Annotated in this window: 15 protein-coding genes and 3 pseudogenes; 9 read left to right on the forward strand and 9 right to left on the reverse strand. The window is 70.0% G+C overall.

The features are described 5' to 3' along the window. Positions 1 to 132: 132 nt before the first annotated feature. The gene (locus tag M2157_RS41860; RefSeq protein ID WP_280867782.1) at positions 133 to 1,032 is read right to left on the reverse strand and encodes a sugar isomerase; all 900 of its coding nucleotides are present in this window, start codon (positions 1,030 to 1,032) and stop codon (positions 133 to 135) included. Between the two features lie 173 nt (positions 1,033 to 1,205). On the opposite strand from M2157_RS41860, the gene M2157_RS41865 reads away from it, so the two are divergent. From M2157_RS41865 to M2157_RS41875, 3 genes are read left to right on the forward strand one after another with little or no spacing between them, the layout of a single operon-like run. Next, entirely contained in the window at positions 1,206 to 2,486 is a 1,281-nt protein-coding gene (locus M2157_RS41865; protein ID WP_280867783.1) for an extracellular solute-binding protein, read from the forward strand. 5 nt (positions 2,487 to 2,491) lie between these two features. Further along, positions 2,492 to 3,457: a sugar ABC transporter permease gene (locus M2157_RS41870; RefSeq protein ID WP_280867784.1), complete on the forward strand. Its 966-nt coding sequence runs from the start codon at positions 2,492 to 2,494 to the stop codon at positions 3,455 to 3,457. Beyond that, entirely contained in the window at positions 3,454 to 4,341 is an 888-nt protein-coding gene (locus M2157_RS41875; RefSeq protein ID WP_280855928.1) for a carbohydrate ABC transporter permease, read from the forward strand. The genes M2157_RS41870 and M2157_RS41875 overlap by 4 nt, the downstream gene beginning before the upstream one ends. A gap of 62 nt (positions 4,342 to 4,403) precedes the next feature. Here M2157_RS41875 and M2157_RS41880 read toward each other — a convergent pair. After that, a pseudogene (locus M2157_RS41880) lies at positions 4,404 to 5,194 on the reverse strand (DeoR/GlpR family DNA-binding transcription regulator). 200 nt (positions 5,195 to 5,394) lie between these two features. Between M2157_RS41880 and M2157_RS41885 the strand changes: the two are divergent. Continuing rightward, a complete protein-coding gene (locus tag M2157_RS41885) occupies positions 5,395 to 6,249 on the forward strand; it encodes a class II fructose-bisphosphate aldolase (RefSeq protein WP_280855927.1) in 855 nt (284 codons plus the stop codon). Positions 6,250 to 6,351: 102 nt separating this feature from the next. On the opposite strand, the pseudogene M2157_RS41890 reads toward M2157_RS41885, so the two are convergent. Both M2157_RS41890 and M2157_RS41895 read right to left on the reverse strand, forming a co-directional pair. Next, a pseudogene (locus M2157_RS41890) lies at positions 6,352 to 6,417 on the reverse strand (uracil-DNA glycosylase); the annotation flags it as partial. Between the two features lie 2 nt (positions 6,418 to 6,419). Next, complete coding sequence (locus M2157_RS41895; RefSeq protein ID WP_280867785.1) at positions 6,420 to 7,505, reverse strand: exo-alpha-sialidase; 1,086 nt, start codon at positions 7,503 to 7,505, stop codon at positions 6,420 to 6,422. 285 nt (positions 7,506 to 7,790) lie between these two features. Between M2157_RS41895 and M2157_RS41900 the strand changes: the two genes are divergently transcribed. Next, entirely contained in the window at positions 7,791 to 8,378 is a 588-nt protein-coding gene (locus tag M2157_RS41900; RefSeq protein WP_280855924.1) for a hypothetical protein, read from the forward strand. 677 nt (positions 8,379 to 9,055) lie between these two features. On the opposite strand, the gene M2157_RS41905 is transcribed toward M2157_RS41900, so the two are convergent. Next, entirely contained in the window at positions 9,056 to 10,711 is a 1,656-nt protein-coding gene (locus M2157_RS41905; RefSeq protein ID WP_280868346.1) for a DNA alkylation response protein, read from the reverse strand. Between the two features lie 72 nt (positions 10,712 to 10,783). On the opposite strand from M2157_RS41905, the pseudogene M2157_RS41910 reads away from it, so the two are divergent. Continuing rightward, positions 10,784 to 11,543, forward strand: a pseudogene (locus M2157_RS41910) (PaaX family transcriptional regulator C-terminal domain-containing protein). Positions 11,544 to 11,607: 64 nt separating this feature from the next. Here the strand turns inward: M2157_RS41910 and M2157_RS41915 are convergent. Both M2157_RS41915 and M2157_RS41920 read right to left on the reverse strand, forming a co-directional pair. Beyond that, on the reverse strand, positions 11,608 to 12,411 hold the full coding sequence (locus M2157_RS41915) for a pectate lyase (protein ID WP_280867786.1): 804 nt from the start codon (positions 12,409 to 12,411) through the stop codon (positions 11,608 to 11,610). 47 nt (positions 12,412 to 12,458) lie between these two features. Continuing rightward, entirely contained in the window at positions 12,459 to 13,436 is a 978-nt protein-coding gene (locus M2157_RS41920; RefSeq protein ID WP_280867787.1) for a polysaccharide lyase family 1 protein, read from the reverse strand. A 356-nt stretch (positions 13,437 to 13,792) separates the two neighbouring features. Between M2157_RS41920 and M2157_RS41925 the strand changes: the two genes are divergently transcribed. Together M2157_RS41925 and M2157_RS41930 are read left to right on the forward strand one after the other, a co-directional pair. Then, positions 13,793 to 14,011 (forward strand): hypothetical protein, encoded by a 219-nt coding sequence (locus M2157_RS41925; RefSeq protein ID WP_280867788.1) that lies wholly within the window; start codon positions 13,793 to 13,795, stop codon positions 14,009 to 14,011. Between the two features lie 35 nt (positions 14,012 to 14,046). Beyond that, on the forward strand, positions 14,047 to 15,339 hold the full coding sequence (locus M2157_RS41930) for a PHB depolymerase family esterase (RefSeq protein WP_280867789.1): 1,293 nt from the start codon (positions 14,047 to 14,049) through the stop codon (positions 15,337 to 15,339). An 80-nt stretch (positions 15,340 to 15,419) separates the two neighbouring features. Here the strand turns inward: M2157_RS41930 and M2157_RS41935 are convergent, their stop codons facing one another. Next, on the reverse strand, positions 15,420 to 16,499 hold the full coding sequence (locus M2157_RS41935) for an NADH:flavin oxidoreductase/NADH oxidase (protein ID WP_280855918.1): 1,080 nt from the start codon (positions 16,497 to 16,499) through the stop codon (positions 15,420 to 15,422). 153 nt (positions 16,500 to 16,652) lie between these two features. On the opposite strand from M2157_RS41935, the gene M2157_RS41940 reads away from it, so the two are divergent. Further along, positions 16,653 to 17,006 (forward strand): helix-turn-helix domain-containing protein, encoded by a 354-nt coding sequence (locus M2157_RS41940; RefSeq protein ID WP_280855917.1) that lies wholly within the window; start codon positions 16,653 to 16,655, stop codon positions 17,004 to 17,006. On the opposite strand, the gene M2157_RS41945 is transcribed toward M2157_RS41940, so the two are convergent. Then, positions 16,926 to 18,314, reverse strand: a complete 1,389-nt coding sequence (locus M2157_RS41945; RefSeq protein ID WP_280867790.1) for a nucleobase:cation symporter-2 family protein — start codon at positions 18,312 to 18,314, stop codon at positions 16,926 to 16,928. The genes M2157_RS41940 and M2157_RS41945 overlap by 81 nt on opposite strands.

Raw genomic sequence — 18,314 nt, forward strand, 5'->3', positions numbered from 1 at the left:
TCGTGGAGCGGTTGTTGTTCCTGGTGGCGGTCGGTTCCGGGGCCCGCCGACCGGCCTCGGCGGGCCCGGAAACCGTTCGTAACGGACGCGTAAATTCTGTGGCCCCCGAGATCTTCCGGGGAGGACGCCCGGTCAGGCCAGGATCACGGAACGGGTCAGATGGCGCGGATTGTCCGGGTCCAGCCCGCGTGCCGAGGCGAGGGCGGAGGCCAGCCGGTGCACCACGACCAGATCTGCCAGCGGGTCCCGGCCGAGCGCCACCAACTGCCCGCCGGTGTCCGCGATCTCGTCGGCGAGACCGGACGGCAGGGCCGCCGGGTCCCCGAACCACCACGCCACGCGGCCGGGTGCGGTGACGCTGATCGGGCCGTGCCGGTACTCCATCACCGGGTAGGCCTCGGTCCAGGCGCCCGCCGCCTCACGCATCTTCAGCGCCGCCTCCTGGGCGATCCCGTAGGCCCAGCCCTGCCCCAGGAAGGTGAACTGCTCCGCCTCCAACACCCCCGCCGGCAGCGGTTCCTCCAGCGCAGAGCGCCCCTGCTGCGGCAGCTGCTCCAGGTCCTCGCCCAAGTGGGCCCGTAGGAGGACCAGTTCGGTGCTGGCGAAACGGGTCTGGACGACCGAGGTCTCATCGGCGAAGTCGAGCACGACGACAGCGTCCGCCGGGCCCGTCACAGGCGACTGCGGCACCGCGGTCACCGCGGTCGTGGGGGTTGTTCCGCGCAGCCGGCCGAGCAGCTCCAGTACTTCGGTCGTGGTGCCGGACCGGGTCAGCGCGATCACCCTGTCGTAGGCCCGCGCGTCCGGCATCCCGGAGGCGGGGAAGGCGTCGGTCTCGCCGTGGCCGCCCGACTCCCGCAGTGCCGCGTACGCCTGGGCGATGAACCAGGACGTCCCGCAGCCGACGACGGCCACCCGCTCGCCGGGCCGGGGCAGCGAGGCGGAGACGGGCCCGTCGGGCCTCCGGGCCAGTGCCACGGCCTGCCGCCAGCAGTCGGGCTGGGTGGCGATCTCGATGTCGGTCTGACTCATCGGGGACTCCCCTCTAGGGCGCACGGCGTGACCGATACGTGATGCGACGGCCCTTGACACTGTGCGCGTTTCATTGAGCATCATGTCGTTTGATGATTGATAGCACCAGCAATCGAGCATAAACAAGCAAGCGGGCGCGCAATCAGGCGAGCACGCGCTTGACCAAGCACGCCATGCGTGCGGAGAGGTACTCCGTGAAACGGCACCTCGCGGGCCTCGCCGGGGGACTGGCCCTGGCACTGGCCCTCACCGGTTGCGGCAAGGGCAGCGCCTCGGACAGCGGCGGATCCGACGGCAGGACGATCAGGTTCGTCGCGGCGAAGTACGACGACGACACCCAGGCCTACTGGACTGCGCTGATCAAGGACTTCGAAAAAGCCAACCCCGGCTACCGGGTGAACCTCGAAGTCGTCGACTGGGAGCAGATGGACTCCAAGGTCAAGACGTACGTCCAGACCAAGCAGGAACCGGACATCCTCAACTACAACAAGTTCTCCGACTTCGCCCGGGACGGCCTGGTTCACAAGGCGCAGGATGTCGTCTCGCCCAAGGTGCTGGCCGACTTCCTCCCGCTGTTCCGGCAGAGGGCGCAGTACAAGGGGGCCCAGTACGGCCTGCCCTTCATCTCCAGCGCGCGCCTGTTCTTCTACAACAAGGACATCTTCGCCAAGGCGGGCATAGCCCAGCCGCCCACCACCTGGGCCGAGGTCGAGGCCGACGCCAAGAAGATCAAGCAGGCGGGTTACATCGGCCTCGGGCTGCCCCTGGGCCCCGAGGAGGCGCAGGCCGAGTTCCAGATCTGGGCGATGAACAACGGCGGCGGCTGGACCGACACTTCGGGCAAGTGGGCGATCGACCAGCAGGCCAACGTCGACACGCTCAGCTATCTGCGGAAACTGACGAAGGAAAAGGTCACCCAGCCCAACCCGGAGGCCACCAACCGCAAGGACGTCTTCAACCAGTTCGCCCAGGGCAAGATCGGCATGCTCAACGGGGCGGTCTTCATGCGGAAGGGCTTCATCGACCCGGTCGACGCCAAACTGAACTACGGCGTCGCGGCCCTGCCCAGCAAGGACGGCAGCACCCACAAGACGCTCGGCGTGCAGGACTACCTCGTCGCGTTCAAGAAGAGCGACGGGTCGAACAAGGCGGCGGTCAAGAAGTTCCTCGACTTCTTCTACCAGAAGGAGAACGCCGCCAAGTTCGTCTCCACCGAGGGGTTCCTGTCGGTCACCGAGTCGGCCGGTCAGGTGCTCAGCTCCGACAGCCAGAACGCCGCCTACTACAAGCCGTTCGTCGACGCCCTCTCCAGCGCCGAGTTCGCCCCCACCGACGACCCCGCATGGGCCGCGGTCGACGGTGCGGTGAAACAGCGCATCGGCACGGGGGTGGCGGGCGGCGACCCGGCGAAGGTCCTGGGCGAGATCCAGAAGACCGCGCAGAAGGGCGACTGACTTCGGTGGCCGTACACGATGTCACCGCAAGCGCCACCGGGGCCGAAGACCCGGCCCCGGCGGCGCAGGCGCCGCCTCTGCCGCGCCGCCGTCGCACTACATGGCGCGGGCTCGAGCCCCTGTTGTGGCTCGGTCCCGCGACCCTCCTCATCCTGACCATGGTCGTCTGGCCCATCATCGAGATGATCCGCACGTCCCTGACGAAGGTGAGCTCCACCGGTCTGTCCGAGGGATTCGCCGGCCTGAGCAACTACACCGACCTGTTCGCCGAGGGCGACCTGCCCGGAGTGCTGCTGCGCACCGTCGTATGGGTCATCGGGGTCGTCACCGTCACGATCCTGGTCTCCCTCGGCCTGTCCCAACTGCTGAACGCGAGCTTCCCCGGGCGCCGGCTGGTGCGGTGGGCGATGATCGTGCCCTGGGCCTCGTCCGTGCTGATGACAGCGCTCATCTGGCGCTGGATGCTCAACAACTTCTACGGCGTGATCAACCGGCTGCTCATGGACATCGGCGTGCTGGACGCCCCTGTCAACTGGCTGGCCCATCCCGGGCAGGCCCTGGCGGCGATGATGGGCGTGGCGGTGTTCGTCTCGCTGCCGTTCACCTCGTTCGTCCTGCTGGCCGGTGTGCAGAGCATCCCCGGCGAGGTGTACGAGGCGGCGCGCGTGGACGGCGCCGGCCCGGTCCGCGCCTACCTGAGCATCACGCTGCCGCTGCTGCGGCCCTCGTTGGTGGTCGCCGCGATCATCAACGTCATCAACGTGTTCAACTCGTTTCCGATCATCTGGGCCATGACGCGCGGCGGCCCCGGCTTCAGCACCGACACGACCACCACCTACCTGTACAAACTCGCCTTCGACAACCAGTCGGTGGGGGAGTCGGCCGCCATGGCCGTCGTCAACTTCGGGCTGGTCCTCGCCGTGGTGCTGGTCTATCTGCGCGTCGTCCGCCGACAGGAGGACACCGCGTGAGCAGAACCGCCGTCAGCCCCCGCACCTCCGCGCCGCGCAGAAGGCGGCCACGACCGATGAAACTGCGCACCGTCCTGCTCACCGCGGCCGGCTGGCTGGTGGCGCTCGCGTTTCTCGCGCCCTACGCGGAGATGCTGCTGACGGCGCTCAAACCGACGCCCGAACTGATGGAGTCCCCGCCGTCCTATCTGCCCTCCCACTGGCAGTGGTCGAACTTCACGCAGATCTGGTCGCTCACCGACCCGCGCGTCGGGGACGCGCTGCTCTTCTCGCTGTACGTCGCCGGGGCGTCGACTCTGCTCGCCCTGGCCGTCGGGCTGCCCGCCGCGTACTACACCGCACGGCACCGTTTCCGGGGGCGCGGCGCCTTCCTGATCCTCGTGCTCGTCACCCAGATGTTCGCGCCGACCGCGCTGCTGGTCGGCATCTACCGGGAGATGGTCAGCCTCAACCTGACCGACACCGCCGAGGGCCTCATCCTCGTGAACGCCGCGTTCAACCTGCCGTTCTGCGTGTGGATCCTCAACGCGTACTTCGCGAGCATCCCCAAGGAACTCGAGGAGGCGGCCTGGCTGGATGGCACCGGGCGGTTCGGCGCCCTGACCCGTGTCATCCTGCCGCTCGCGATGCCCGGTGTGGTGACCGCGCTCGTCTACACCTTCATCGGCGCGTGGAACGAGTACGTGGTGGCGCTCACGATCACCTCGTCCGGCAACCGGATGACGCTGACCAGGGCGATTCCGGGCTTCGTCACCTCGTACCACGAGCAGTGGCAGTACCTGTTCGCCACCTCGATCGTGGCGATCGTGCCCGTGGTGGTGCTGTTCGTCTTCGTGGAGCGCTACCTCGTCGCCGGCCTGACCGCGGGCGGCGTGCGGGGATGACGACGGGATCCGTATCGCAGCCGGGGCCGTCGCGGGGGCCGGTGCGGGCGCGGCGCGCGGTGTCAGGCGCGAATGACCTCCACACCGGCCGCCTCGAACGACTCGGTCAGTTCGTCCGAGAGGCGGCCTTGTCGGTCACCAGTACGTCGATGTCCGCCACCGGGCAGATGCGGGCGAAGGCCCGCCGGTCCAGCTTGGAGGAGTCGGCGACCGCGACGACCTGCTGCGCGCGGCGGGCCAGCGCCCGGTTGATGCTGGCCTCGCCCTCGTGGTGGGCGGTCGCCCCGTGGGCCACGTCGATGGCGTCCACTCCGATGAAGACCTGGTCCAGTGCGATCTCCGCGAGCAGTTCGGTGGCCAGCGGTCCGATCAGCTCATAGGACGCCGGCCGGGCCACCCCGCCGGTCACCACGAGCTTGACGTGACGCCGTACGACCAGTTCGTTGGCGATGTTCAGGGCGTTCGTCACCACGGTGACCGCCGTCTCGGCGCCGCCCGAACTCAGGTCGGCGCGGGTGGCCAGAGCCCGCGCCACCTCGGTGGTCGTGGTGCCGCCGTTCAGTCCCACCACGGCGCCTGCCTTCACCAGGCCGGCGGCCGCGTCCGCGATCCGCTCCTTCTCCGGAGCCTTGCGTGCGGCCTTGTAGCGCAGGGGCAGGTCATAGGCGATGGCGTTGATCACGGCTCCGCCGTGTGTGCGGGTGACCATCTGCTGGCGGGCCAGCTCGTCGAGGTCGCGCCTGATGGTCGCGGCGGAGACCCGCAACTCCTCGGCGGCCGGCTCGACTTCGATCCGCCCGTCGCGCGTCAGCATCTCCAGCAGCGCGCTCCACCGGGCCTGCGGTGCCGCCATGTCTCACAACTCCCTGTCGGTGGTGTGCGCCGCGAAGTGCGCACCTCAATGAAACCACAGCGCATGATTGGGTGCTTTATGGTCGCCAAACGAGCAAAACCCTGCACTTCACGCAAACCCGTACCCACGCCCATCCCCTCACCCACGCTCATGGCCCTGCCGCTGTCGCGGCCCTCGCACACCGCGATCGGAGGCCGTCCGTGCCGCTGACTCCCACCGCCGAAGTGGTGAGCTCGGCGTACCGCGACGGGCGGGCCGTCGGTGCGTTCAACGTGATCACCCTGGAGCACGCCGAGGCCGTGGTCACCGGGGCGGAAGCCGCGGGGCGCCCGGTCATCTGCCAGATCAGCGAGAACGCCGTGCGGTTCCACGGCAACCGGCTCGCCCCGATAGCCCGCGCCACCGCAGCGCTCGCTGAGACGGCCGCTGTCCCCGTGGCGCTGCACCTCGACCACGTCACCGACGAAGCGCTGCTGCGCCGCGCCGCGGACTGCGGCTTCGGATCCGTCATGTTCGACGCGTCCGCGCTGCCGCACGCCCAGAACGTCGCCGCCACGCGCGCGGCGGCGCAGTGGGCGCACAGCCAGGGTCTGTGGCTGGAGGCGGAACTCGGCGAGATCGGCGGCAAGGACGGAGTGCACGCACCCTCGGCACGTACCGACCCCGACCAAGCGCGTGACTTCGTGTCCGCCACCGGGGTGGACGCACTGGCCGTCGCGGTCGGCAGCTCCCACGCGATGACCACGCGCACCGCCCGGCTGGACCACGGTCTCATCGCCCGCCTCGCCAAGGCGGTCCCCGTGCCGTTGGTACTGCACGGTTCGACGGGCGTGCCCGACGCGGAGCTCCGGCAGGCGGTGGCGGCCGGCATGGTCAAGGTCAACATCGGGACGGCACTGAATGCCGCCTTCACCGGCGCGGTCCGCGACACACTCGCCGCGGCGCCCGCGACCGTCGACCCCCGGCCTGCCCTCACCGCGGCGCGCCGGGCCATGGCGAATGCGGTGACCTCGGCGCTGCGGACCCTGTCGGGCGGTGGGCACGGGACGGGCTGACGGGTTCCGGTGTCGGGGCGCGAGACGATCACCGAGGTGGCCAGCTCCGGACGTTCAGGCGAGCCGGCGGAGGCCCGTGACCCGTCTCCGTCATCCGATTCCCGCATGCCCCGGTGTCGGATACGGGTCCTGACCGACGATCAGTACCCGTACCTCGTCGAAGGGCTGGATCAAGCGACCACCGCCGCCCGCACACACAGCACGTCCGGCAGATGCGAGGCCAGCTGCCGCCAGCTGTCGCCGTCGTCGGCCGAGGCGAACACCTCGCCGTTGCGGTTGCCGAAGTAGACGCCGGCCGGGTCCGCGTCGTCCGTGCACATCGCGTCCCGCAGCACCGTGCCGTAGTGGTCCTCCTGCGGCAGACCCGCCGTCAGCGGCTCCCAGCTCTTGCCCGCGTCCGCCGTGCGGAAGACCCGGCATCGGTGACCGGCCGGGACGCGGTCCGCGTCGGCGTTGATCGGGAAGACGTACGCCGTCTCACCGCGGTGCGGATGGGCGGCCACCGCGAAGCCGAAGGTGGACGGCAGTCCCTCGCCGATGTCCGTCCAGTGCGTCCCCGCGTCGTCGCTTCTGTACACACCCCAGTGGTTCTGGAGGTACAGCCGGTCCGGATCGGCCGCGTCCCGGGCCACCTTGTGCACGCACTGGCCGAACTCCGGGTTCGGGTCGGGCAGGAACACCGCGGAGACACCGGAGTTGGACGGCTCCCAGCTCGCGCCGCCGTCCTTGGTGCGGAACACGCCGGCGGTGGAGACGGCCACCGTGACCGCGCGCGGATCCCGCTGGTCGGTCAGGACGGTGTGCAGGCCCTCACCGCCACCGCCCGGCACCCACTTCGAACGGGTCGGATGCTCCCACAGGGGACGGACGAGCTCGAAGCTCTCCCCGCGGTCCTCGGAGCGGTACAGCGCGGCCGGTTCCGTGCCCGCGTACACCACGTCCGGCTCGGCGGCCGCCGGGTGCAGCTGCCAGACCCGCTCCAGGGAGGCCTCGGTGTCCTTCGGGAACTTCACCGCGGGCTGGGCCGGCTCCGTCCAGGTGCGGCCCAGGTCGTCGGAGTGGAACACCGACGGGCCCCAGTGCGCGCTGTCACCGCCGGCCAGCAGCCGCGGACGCTCCCCCCGGGTGTCGATGGCGACCGAGTACACGGCCTGCGCGTTGAAATACGGGCTCTCGTCGAACTCCCAGGTGCCGCCGCGACCACGCCCGATGAACAGACCTTTGCGCGTCCCCACGGCAAGCAGCTTCTCAGTCATACCGATCACCTCCGTGACGTCTTTGTCCCAGACACCGGCCAGTCTGCACCCCGCCACTGACAGTCACCTCTGGAAAGGCCTTCACCGCAGGTCAGGGCGGGGATGGTAACCGGCTGCGGCGATTGACGGGCGGCTTTCGGCAAGATGCCCGCAGCGGCGGGCGGCCGGAGGGACCGTCGTGACGGAGAACTCGCCGTGAGTCGTGAGCATCGAGGACGGCTCCCCCGTATGGGAGGTCGGTCCGGCATGTTCGTGCGCCCGTCGCTCATGAGGAGGATGCCTTCGATGGCGTTCCGTGGTCCCAAGGTCTGGCTGTGGCGCTGGCGGCGCAATCCGCTCAGACGCCGCGCCGACACCGTCGAGGCGTGGGTCGTACTCGGTGCCTGGCTGCTCACCGTGCTGGCCGGGGTGTTCGCAGGTCTGGGGGTGAGCCGGTCCGTCGAGCACCAGCTGGCGCTGGAGCGCGTCGAGTGGCGGCCCGTGGTGGCCCGTCTCGTCGACCGGGCGCCCGGCACGGCCGACCCGGGCACGTCGAGCGGTGAACGGGTGTGGGGCAAGGTGGCCTGGACCGGGGCCGACGGCTCGGCCCACGAGGGCCAGGTCCGTGTCGACCCCGGCAGCACCCAGGGCACCCCGGTCACCGTCTGGACCGACGCCCGGGGCCGTCTGATGACCCAGCCCGCCACCGAGGGCCAGGCCCGGATCCGCGCCGCGATGATCGGCATCCTGGTCGGCTTCAGCACCGCCGCCGTCCCCTTCGTGGGCGGTCGGGTCCTCCGTGGCCGGATGGAGCGCCGCCGCCTCGACCAGTGGGACACGGACTGGGCGCACTTCGGACCGTTGTGGGGCGGGAGGCGGGCCGACGGGAGGTAGCACCGGCGGGACGCGCGCTGCAGACAGGGCTGCCCTGTCGGAGCCCCACTCCACGATCTCCTTCATACGGAACTGGCGGCCGGGCGACGGCATCTGGCATCACCGTCCGGTGGACACGGCAGCCATGACGTGCTGGACGACGCCCCAGGGCGGCCAGGCAGGCGGTGAGGGTCCGGCGCGTGCGGAACGGGCACCCCGTCGGCGCGCAGCGCTCGCGCAACAGGCCCAGCACGCGGGCCGGTTCGTCGGGGGCGGCCCGGCGGACGGAGGGGCCGACGCCCCCGTCAGCCGGACGAACACCTCGGCTCCGGCGCGCACGCCGACCGGGCCCGAGCGCAGAGCCCGCTCCCGACGTCGTCCTCCTGTCCCGTGTCCTCCGCCCCGATCTGACGGGGAGTTCGACGATGCCGGCCCGGTCCACTCCCCACTCCCCGCTCGCCGCGAGCGCGAGCAGAAACGGATGCCGGGTCCGCGGAGGCGAGCCCCCGCAGCAGCCCGGCACGTCCTCCGCGCTGCCGTACGCATGCCGCAGCGAGGCCCAGTCGACCCTCGTCGATCCCCGTGAACACCGTTGTCTCCCCAGGCGAAGTACCAACTGATCGGAGTCTGCACCACGGGACTGACAACCAAGCGGAATCGGCGGGTGACGGTGAGTGATCCGGACAGCGGTGGAGGGATCAGTGACGGCCGGGCAGTGCTCGGTCGAGGACCGCGTCCACGTCCGCCGCGTCGGGCAGGGTGCCGAAGGCGTGCCCCCAGTCGCCACCGAGTCGGGTCGCGCAGAAGGCGTCGGAGACCGCGGACGGGGCGTGCCGGACGAGGAGGGAGGCCTGGAGGGTGAGGGCCATGTGCTCCACCAGCCGGCGTGCGCCCGCCTCGGACGTCGTGGCCAACAGGTCCTTGAGCCGGGCGACGGCCGCGTCCAGGCGGGCGTCCGCCCCCTGGGCCAGGGCGAGTTCACCGAACAGCGCCTGAGCGGTGTCAGGCGCACGGCGCAACGCCCTCAGGACGTCGAGGGCGTTGACGTTCCCGGACCCCTCCCAGATCGACAGCAGGGGTGCCTCCCGGTAGTGCCGGGGCATGCCCGAGTCCTCCACGTAGCCGTTGCCACCGAGGCATTCCAGGGCCTCCGCGGTGAAGGCCGGGCCCCGCTTGGTGACCCAGTACTTGCCGACGGCGGTGGCGATACGGCGGAACGCCTGCTCGCCGGTGTCCCCGCGCACCGCCCGGTCGGCGGCGCCCGCGAGCCGTAGCGTGAGGGCGGTGGCGGCCTCGGACTCGAGCGCCAGATCGGCCAGGACATTGCGCATCAGCGGCTGGTCCAGCAGCCGGGCGCCGAACGCGCTGCGATGCAGGGCATGGTGTCCCGCCTCGACGAGCGTCCTGCGCATCAGGGTCGCCGACATCATCACGCAGTCCAGCCGCGTGCAGTTGACCATCTCGATGATCGTCTTGACGCCCTGTCCCTCGGGGCCGACCAGCCAGGCGACCGTCCCGTCGAACTCGGGCTCGGAGGAGGCGTTCGACCGGTTGCCGAGCTTGTCCTTGAGGCGCTGGATGCGGAAGGTGTTGCGGCTGCCGTCCGGCAGGACGCGCGGGACGAGGAAGCACGACAGCCCGCCGGGCGCCTGCGCCAGCACCAGGAACACGTCGCACATCGGCGCCGACGTGAACCACTTGTGCCCGCGCAGCCGGTACACGCCTGACTCCGCGGTGGGCGTCGCCACCGTGGTGTTCGTGCGGACGTCGGAGCCGCCCTGCTTCTCGGTCATCCCCATGCCGGCGAGCAGACCGCGCTTCTCGGCCGGCACCCTGAGCTCCGGCTCGTACTCGCGGCCGGTCAGCAGCGGTTCGTAGACCTTCGCGAGCTCCGGCTCCTTGCGCAGCGCCGGGATCGCCGCGTACGTCATCGAGGTGGGGCAGCCGTGGCCGGCGTCCGTGTGCCCCCACACCAACCCGCCGGCCGTACGCGCGACATGGGCGCCGGGCCGGTCTTCGGACCACGGGGTGCCGGCCAGTCCCTCGGCGACGGCGGTCCTCATCAGGTGATGCCAGCTCGGGTGGAAGTCGACCTCGTCGACGCGGTTGCCATAGCGGTCGTGCGTACGCAGTACCGGCTCGTGCCGGTTGGCCTGTTCCGCCCACTCCTGGGCCTCGGCGCTCCCCGCCCGCAGACCGAGCCGCCGGATGCCCTCCTCGGCCCAGCCGGCGCCCTCGCGGCGCAGCCCTTCCAGCAGGACGGGATCGTCGGAGGCGTCGTACGGAGTCAGCGGAGGGGGCTGGTTGGTGACGGTGTGGGTGGCGGCCTGTTCGGGCGCGGGCATGGAGACCATGAAACCCATGTTGCACTCCTACTGCGGTCGTAGCAATAGTGCAACAACGAGGGAGTCGTACAGTACGTGACCATGCGGAGGAACGTGTCGGAGCAGCCTGACGAGGTCGACCTGCGGCCGTTGTCCGCGCGGTCGGTGGTACTGAGCCTGCTGCTCGGCGCGCATCCGCCGGAGATGCCCGTGAAGGACCTGCTCCGCGCGGTGGAGCCGTTCGGGGTCGGCGGCTCCACGCTGCGTGCCGCCCTCACGCCGGATGGTGACCGCCGGTGACCTGCGACGCGCCGATACCGTCTACGGCCTCAGTGACCGGCTGCTCGCCCGGCAGCGCCGTCAGGACGACTCCGTGCACCCTCGCACGCGCGCGTGGAGCGGCGACTGGGAGATGGTCGTGATCACGGCGACGGGCCGTGGTCCGGCCGAACGCGCCGAGCTGCGCGCACGGCTGACCGCCCTCCGACTCGCCGAACTGCGTGAGGGCGTCTGGCTGCGCCCCGCCAACCTGCTCCGATCGCTTCCGGACGACCTCGATGCGGTCGCCCAGCGCTACACGGCCCGCCCCGGTCGCCCAGGGCCGGAGCTGGCCGCCGAGCTGTGGTCCCTCGGCGGCTGGGCGGCCCGGTCCCGGGCGCTGCTCATCCATGTCGCGCGCGCGGACCGGCCCGCGGACCGGCTCACCGGCTTCGCGGCCGTCGTACGGCATCTGCTGACCGACCCGGTGCTGCCGCCCGAGCTCCTGCCGCCCGACTGGCCGGGCGCGGAACTGCGCTCCACCTACGCGGCCTATCAAGGGGAGCTGGCGGACACCGTGCCCCAGAGCCGGCTCCGCACATGACACGGCGGCCGTGCGAAGCGCCGTGCGGGGACGCTTCGTACGGCCGCCTCCACCTACCGAGCGGCTACCTGTAGGTGATGTCGGACGTCGCGTACTTGCAGTAAGTACCGTCCGGTCCGGAGCCGTTCGTGGTCGGCTCCTTGCCCGTGTTGTTCCCGATGTACTTCTGGCACGGGACGATCTTCTTGCTGGAGTCGCCGACGATCGTGATCTTCTTCAGGGTCGCGCTGTCGCCGTAGTTGGTGTTGATGCCGACGAGCTTGTTGCCCGAGTAGGTCGCCTCGATGGTGTTGAGGTTGATCGTCCGCTTGTACTGCGTCGAGCAGTTGCCGCAGGACCGCACGAAGGTGCCGAAGTTCTGCACCGCGAAGTTGGAGACGTTGAGCGTTCCGGCGCCGTTGAACTGGAACACCTTGTCGCTGGCCGACCGCGCGCCACCGCCGGAGACGGTGTACACGTTCGACGACGAGGAGCCGCGGAAGGTCGCCGCGTCCTCGCCGACGTCCTCCCACCACACGTTCTGCAGCGTGCAGCTGCCCGCGCAGTGGATGCCGTCGGCGGCGGGAGCCCCGATGATGACGTTCTTCAGGACGGTCCCGGCGGCCAGGTTCAGGATCGGCCCCTGGTCCTCGTCCTGGTTGTCGCTGCCCAGGTCGCCCGTGCCGTACAGGCGCTTCATCCCGTAGTCCTTGGTGCCGGACAGCTGGATGGTCGAGGAGACCCCCTGGCTGCCGTTCGCGGTCGGCCAGGTGGCGGCGCTGGCCGTCGGTGCGTTGAGTGTCATGATCATGCCAACCGAGAGGCCGAGTGCGGCCATGGCGCTTGTCAGTGCGCGGGTACGCGCGCGTGGACGTGCCGGAGAAGTCATGTCCCGATTCCTTCTTCCGTGTCGGGGGGTGGACTGGTTGGGGGTGGTCAGATCTTTCCGGTGCCCGCGCCGCCCGTCACCGAGGCGACGACGGAGGAGGCGGGCTCGGCGGTGTAGCCGTACGGAGCGGTGGTGAAGGTGCCGACCCGGGAGACCTCGGTGGCGGCTCCGCCGAGGTCGTTGCCGCGCAGGTTGGCGTAGCCGTCCACGTCACTGCTCCGGTTCGTGGTGACAGCGACTCCGGTGCTCCGGAAGACGTTGTTCTCCACGAGCATCTGGGCGCCCATGCGCGAGTGCACCGCGGTCTCGGCGCCGACGACGTAGTTGTCGTAGAAGTGCCCGGTGCCGAAGCGCAGACTCGGGATGCGCGAGTTGACGTTGTTGAACCAGTTGTGGTGGTACGTCACCTTCAGATGGCCGGTGTCCTCGCTCGCGTTGTTGTCGCTGTGGCCGACGAGCGAGCCCTTGAAGTGGTCCTTGAAGGTGTTCCAGGACACCGTGACGTTGTCGGAGCCGTGGTTGATGTCCAGCAGACCGTCGTAGTAGTCCTTGTCGTGATCACGGTCCGCCGAGAAGGAGTTGTGGTCGATCCACACCTTCGTCGAGGCCTGCACCTCGATGCCGTCGGCGGGCGCGAGGGGCTTGCTGATGTTCAGGTTGCGGACGACGACGTTCGTGACCTTCTTCAGCCGCAGCCCGCCGCCGGTGAACCCGGAGGACGAGCCGACGCCCAGCACCGTGGTGTTGGAGCCGACGTCGACCGTACCGCTCAGCGAGATCAGACCGCTGACCTTGACGACCTTCGCCGTGCTGCCGGTGACGGCCGACTTGAAGGCGCTCAGCGTGGAGACGGTGACCGCGGAGGCGCTGCCGCCGCCGGTCGTTCCGGCGCCGAAACCGATGGGGGAGGTCTCGGCGGCCCCGGCCGACTGCGGAACGGCCAGGGCGGCCGCCGTCGCGAGCGCGGCCGCACCGGCGGCCAGAGCGGATCTTTGCGCGTGTGTACGTGGGGGGCGAGTACGCATGCGGGGTGCGTCCCTTCGTGGTGCCTGCATGGTGCGTGGTCGGCCATGTACGTGAAAACTGTTCGCCATGTTGAACGACGTGTGCAGTGCAGTGCGGCTATGTCTGGCCCCTGGTTGGCAGGCCGGTCACATCGCTGAACGGAACGTAGAGGGTAAGCGCTTTCTGGTCAACGCTTTGCGCAGAAGACATTCAGCCGTCCCAGGTGGGGGAGGGTCCACGGGGGCGAGCGAATTCTTTCGACGTGTGGGAGCGCTTCCATGGCGGCCATGTGCATGCCACGATGCTCGCCGGACGCTTCCCTTCCGAGAGATTTCCGAGGACTGCCGAGAGGGGTGAGTCGGTGGTGACTCCACCTATGCGTACGTCCATCAGCGGCCCGGTGCTCACCTTGCTCGCCCCGGGATTCACCGCCCTGGCCCCCGGACCGGCGGCGGCGTGCGACCGGACCGGCCCGCTGCCGGACTCCTTCGGCCGGTCCTCGACCGGCCCGCTGATCGGCCCCGAGCCGGACGCCGGCCATCCGCAACTGCCCTGGCGACCGGCCCTGTTGACCTGGACGAACTCCTCCCGCTGATCGTGCTGATACCGCTGACCGAAAGGGGCAAGGACGTGTCCACCACCCCCAGGAGACCGCTGAGTTCGGTGCTGCCGGCACTGCTGTCGTTACTCGCTGCGGCGATCTTCGCCGCACCCGCGGCCTCGGCCCGCACCGAGGCGGTGCCCACCGCGACCCTCACCGAGGTGACCGACTTCGGTACGAATCCCAGCAATCTCCAGATGTACCTGTACGTGCCGGACAACGTCACCGCGCACCCCGCGGTCGTCGTGGCCGTGCACTACTGCACCGGCTCCGGACCGGCCATGTACAACGGCACCGAGTGGGCCCAACTGGCCGACACCCACGGCTTCGTGGTGATCTACCCCTCGGTCACCCGGTCCAGCAAGTGCTTCGACGTGTCCTCGCCGCAGGCGCTGAAGCGGGGCGGCGGCAGCGACCCCGTCGGGATCAAGTCGATGATCGACTGGACGGTGAGCGCCTACTCCGCCGACACCAGTCGGATCTACGCCACCGGTATCTCCTCCGGCGCGATGATGACGAACGTCCTGCTCGGCGACTACCCGGACGTGTTCGCGGCGGGCGCGGCCTTCTCCGGCGTCCCCTTCGGCTGCTTCGCGACGACCGACGGCTCGGAGTGGAACAGCGCCTGCTCGGGCGGCACGATCGCCCACACCCCGCAGGAGTGGGGCGACCTGGTCCGCGCCGCCTACCCCGGCTACACCGGCACCCGGCCGCGCATGCAGGTGTGGCACGGCACCGAGGACGACGTGCTGCGCTACCCCAACTTCGGGGAGGAGGTCAAGCAGTGGACGAACGTCCTCGGCGTCAGCCAGACACCGGCCGCCACCGACTCACCCGTCTCCGGCTGGACCCGCACCCGCTACGGCGCCACCGGTGACCGGGCGCCCGTCGAGGCGATCAGCCTCCAGGGCGTCGGCCACAACCTCTACGCCTGGGGCATGGCCTCCCGCGCCCTCACCTTCTTCGGCCTCGACAGCTCGGGCCCGGCCCCCCAACCCCAGCCGGGCGCCTGCAAGGTGACGGCCACGACCAACGCCTGGAACACGGGCCTGACGGCGTCAGTGACCATCACCAACACCGGCACCACCGCGATCAACGGTTGGCAGCTGGCCTTCGCACTCCCCGCCGGCCAGACCATCACCAACGGCTGGGGCGCCACGTACACCCCGTCCTCCGGCGCGGTGACGGCGACGAACGCGACGTACAACAGCACGATCGCGCCCAACGCGAGCGTCAGCATCGGGTACCAGGCGAATCACGGCGGGAACAGCGCGGCGCCGGGGGCGTTCACACTCAACGGGACGACCTGTACGGCGAGTTGAGCATCCCACACCGTTGTCCTCAGGCGGGACGTCGGCACAGTGTGCGGGCGTCCCGCCGGGAGCGCGGCAGACCCCGCCCGTCAGACCGACCGGTGGTACTGCTCCGGAACACGCACCTCTCCGCCCAGTTCCCGCGCGGCATGCCGCGCCCAGGACGGGTTCCGGAGCAGTTCGCGGCCCAGCAGCACCGCGTCCGCCTCGCCGTTGGAGAGGATCTTCTCGGCCTGTCCGGTCTCCGTGATGAGGCCGACCGCGGCGACCGGGAGGGTGGTCTCCGCCTTGACGCGGGCGGCGAAGGGGACCTGGTAGCCGGGGCCGACCGGGATGCGGACGCCCGCCGCGTTGCCGCCGGTGGAGACGTCGAGGAGGTCGATGCCGTGGGCCTGGAGGTCGTGGGCGAAGCGGACGGTGTCGTCCGGGGTCCAGCCGCCCTCCTCCAGCCAGTCGGTCGCCGAGATGCGGAAGAAGAGGGGCTTGTCGTCGGGCCAGACCTCGCGCACCGCGTCGACGACCTCCAGCGCGAAGCGGGTGCGGTTCTCGTAGGAGCCGCCGTACTCGTCGGTGCGGTGATTGCTGTGCGGGGAGAGGAAGTTGCCGATCAGATAGCCGTGGGCGCCGTGAATCTCGGCGACTTCGAAACCGGCGGCGAGAGCGCGGCGGGCCGCCTCTGCGAACTGACCCACCACCTCCGTGATCTGATCGTTCGTCAGCTCTGCCGGCACCGGGTGCTTCGTGTCGTACGCCAGCGCGCTGGGGCCCAGCGGCTGCCATCCCAGCGCGTCCGGGGCGAGCGGCGCGCCGCCCTTCCACGGCTGGTCGGTGGACGCCTTGCGGCCGGCATGCGCGAGCTGGATGCCCGGAACGGTGCCCTGCGAGACCAGGAAGCGGGTGATGCGGCGGAACGCCTCGACCTGGGTGTCGTTCCAGATGCCGAGGTCGTAGGGGGAGATGCGGCCCTCGGGGCTGACGCCGGTGGCCTCGACGATGATCAGGCCCGTGCCGCCGGCCGCGCGCGCCGCGTAGTGCGCGAAGTGCCAGTCGTTCGGGGCGCCGGTCTCGGGACCATGGGGAGCGGCCGAGTACTGGCACATCGGCGGCATCCACACCCGGTTCGGGATCGTCACGTCGCGGAGGGTGTAGGGCTCGAAGAGTGCGCTCACGGCGGGCTCCATTCATCAAGACCGGTGGTGGACTCGTACGATAGGCATCGTAGTACGTCGAATGTCAAACTACGAAAGGTCTCGTACAATGGGATTCCCGAGGACCGGCCCAGGGCCGGGGAGCCCCGGGAAACCCGGAGAAGTGGAGCCGCCGTGACCTCCCCCGCCGTCAGCAGTCGTGCCCTTCCGCACCCCGAGCGCGGCGAGATCCGGCTGGAGGGCATCCTGCACGCCCTGTCCGACCCGATGCGTCTGCAGATCGTGCGAGAACTCGCCGCGGTCAGCGACGAGCTCTCCTGTTCGCACTTCGATCTGCCCGTCACCAAGTCGACGACCACCCACCACTTCCGTGTGTTGCGCGAGAGTGGAGTGATCCGGCAGGTCTACCGGGGCACCGCCAAGATGAACGGCCTGCGCCGGGACGACCTAGACGACCTCTTCCCGGGACTTCTCGACGCCCTCCTCGGCGCCGCCGCCCGCCAGGCCGTCCGGCTCGGGAGCGGCTGAGTCGGCCTTCCCGGGCAGGTGGTTGAAGAGCAGGTTCAGCACGATCGCCGTCAGACAGCCCGCGCTGATGCCGCTGTTCATCACCGTCTGGAACCAGTCGGGGAACTTCTCGTAGATCGTCGGCACGCCGACCGGCAGCACGCCCATGGCCACCGAGACGGCCACCACGGTCAGGTTGTTGTTGCCCTTGAAGTCGACCTGGGTGAGAGTCCGCAGACCGCTCGCCGCGACCGTCCCGAACATCACCAGGCCCGCCCCGCCCAGCACCGGAGCCGGTACGGCCGCGACCACAGCGCCCAGCTTGGGCAGCAGGCCCAGCAGGACCAGGATGCCGCCGGCCGTGGCGACGACCCAGCGGCTGCGCACCCGGGTCATGCCGACGAGCCCGACGTTCTGGGCGTACGCCGTGTACGGGAAGGTGTTGAAGACACCGCCGAGCACGGTCGACAGGCCGTCGGCGCGCAGGCCGTCCGAGAGGGAGCGCGGCTCGACCCTGCGGTCCGTCATCTCGCCCACCGCGATCAGGTCACCGGTCGTCTCGGTCATCGTCACCAGTGCCACCACCAGCATCGACACGATCGCCGAGAACTCGAAGGTCGGCGCCCCGAAGTGGAAGGGCGTGCTGATCCCGACCCAGTCCGCGTCACCGACCCCGTCGAAGTCCGTGAACCCGAAGGGGACGGCCACCGCCAGGCCGACCACGATGCCGATCAGTACCGCGATCCGGCTCAGGAACGCCGGCGCGAACCGCTGCACGCCCAGCACCACCACCAGGACGAACACGGCGAGCGCGATGTTCTTCGGGGCGCCGAAGTCGGCCGATCCGACGCCACCCGCGACCCAGTTGCCGGCTACCGGCAGCAGCGAGATGCCGATGATCAGGATCACCGTGCCCGTGACCAGCGGCGGGAAGAAGCGGAGCAACTTGCCGAAGACGGGCGCGAGCAACATGATCGCGAGGCCCGCGACGATCACCGAGCCGTAGATCGCCGGGAGTCCGCCGCCCGTCGTGCCGATCAGGACCATCGGTGACACGGCCGCGAAGGTGCAGCCCTGCATGATCGGGAGTCGTACGCCGAAACGCCAGAAGCCGATGCACTGGATGAGCGTGGCGATACCGCACACCAGGAGGTCGGCGGTGATCAGATACGCCAGATCCGCGGGCGACAGCTTCATCGCGCCGCCGACGATCAGGGGGACGGCCACGGCACCCGCGTACATCGCGAGGACGTGCTGGAGGCCGAAGGCGGCGAGCTGCCGTACCGGGGGTACTTCGTCTACGGGGTGCACAGGGGTGGTTTGAGCCAT

The sequence above is a fragment of the Streptomyces sp. SAI-127 genome (assembly GCF_029894425.1).
In the GTDB taxonomy this organism is placed as follows: domain Bacteria; phylum Actinomycetota; class Actinomycetes; order Streptomycetales; family Streptomycetaceae; genus Streptomyces.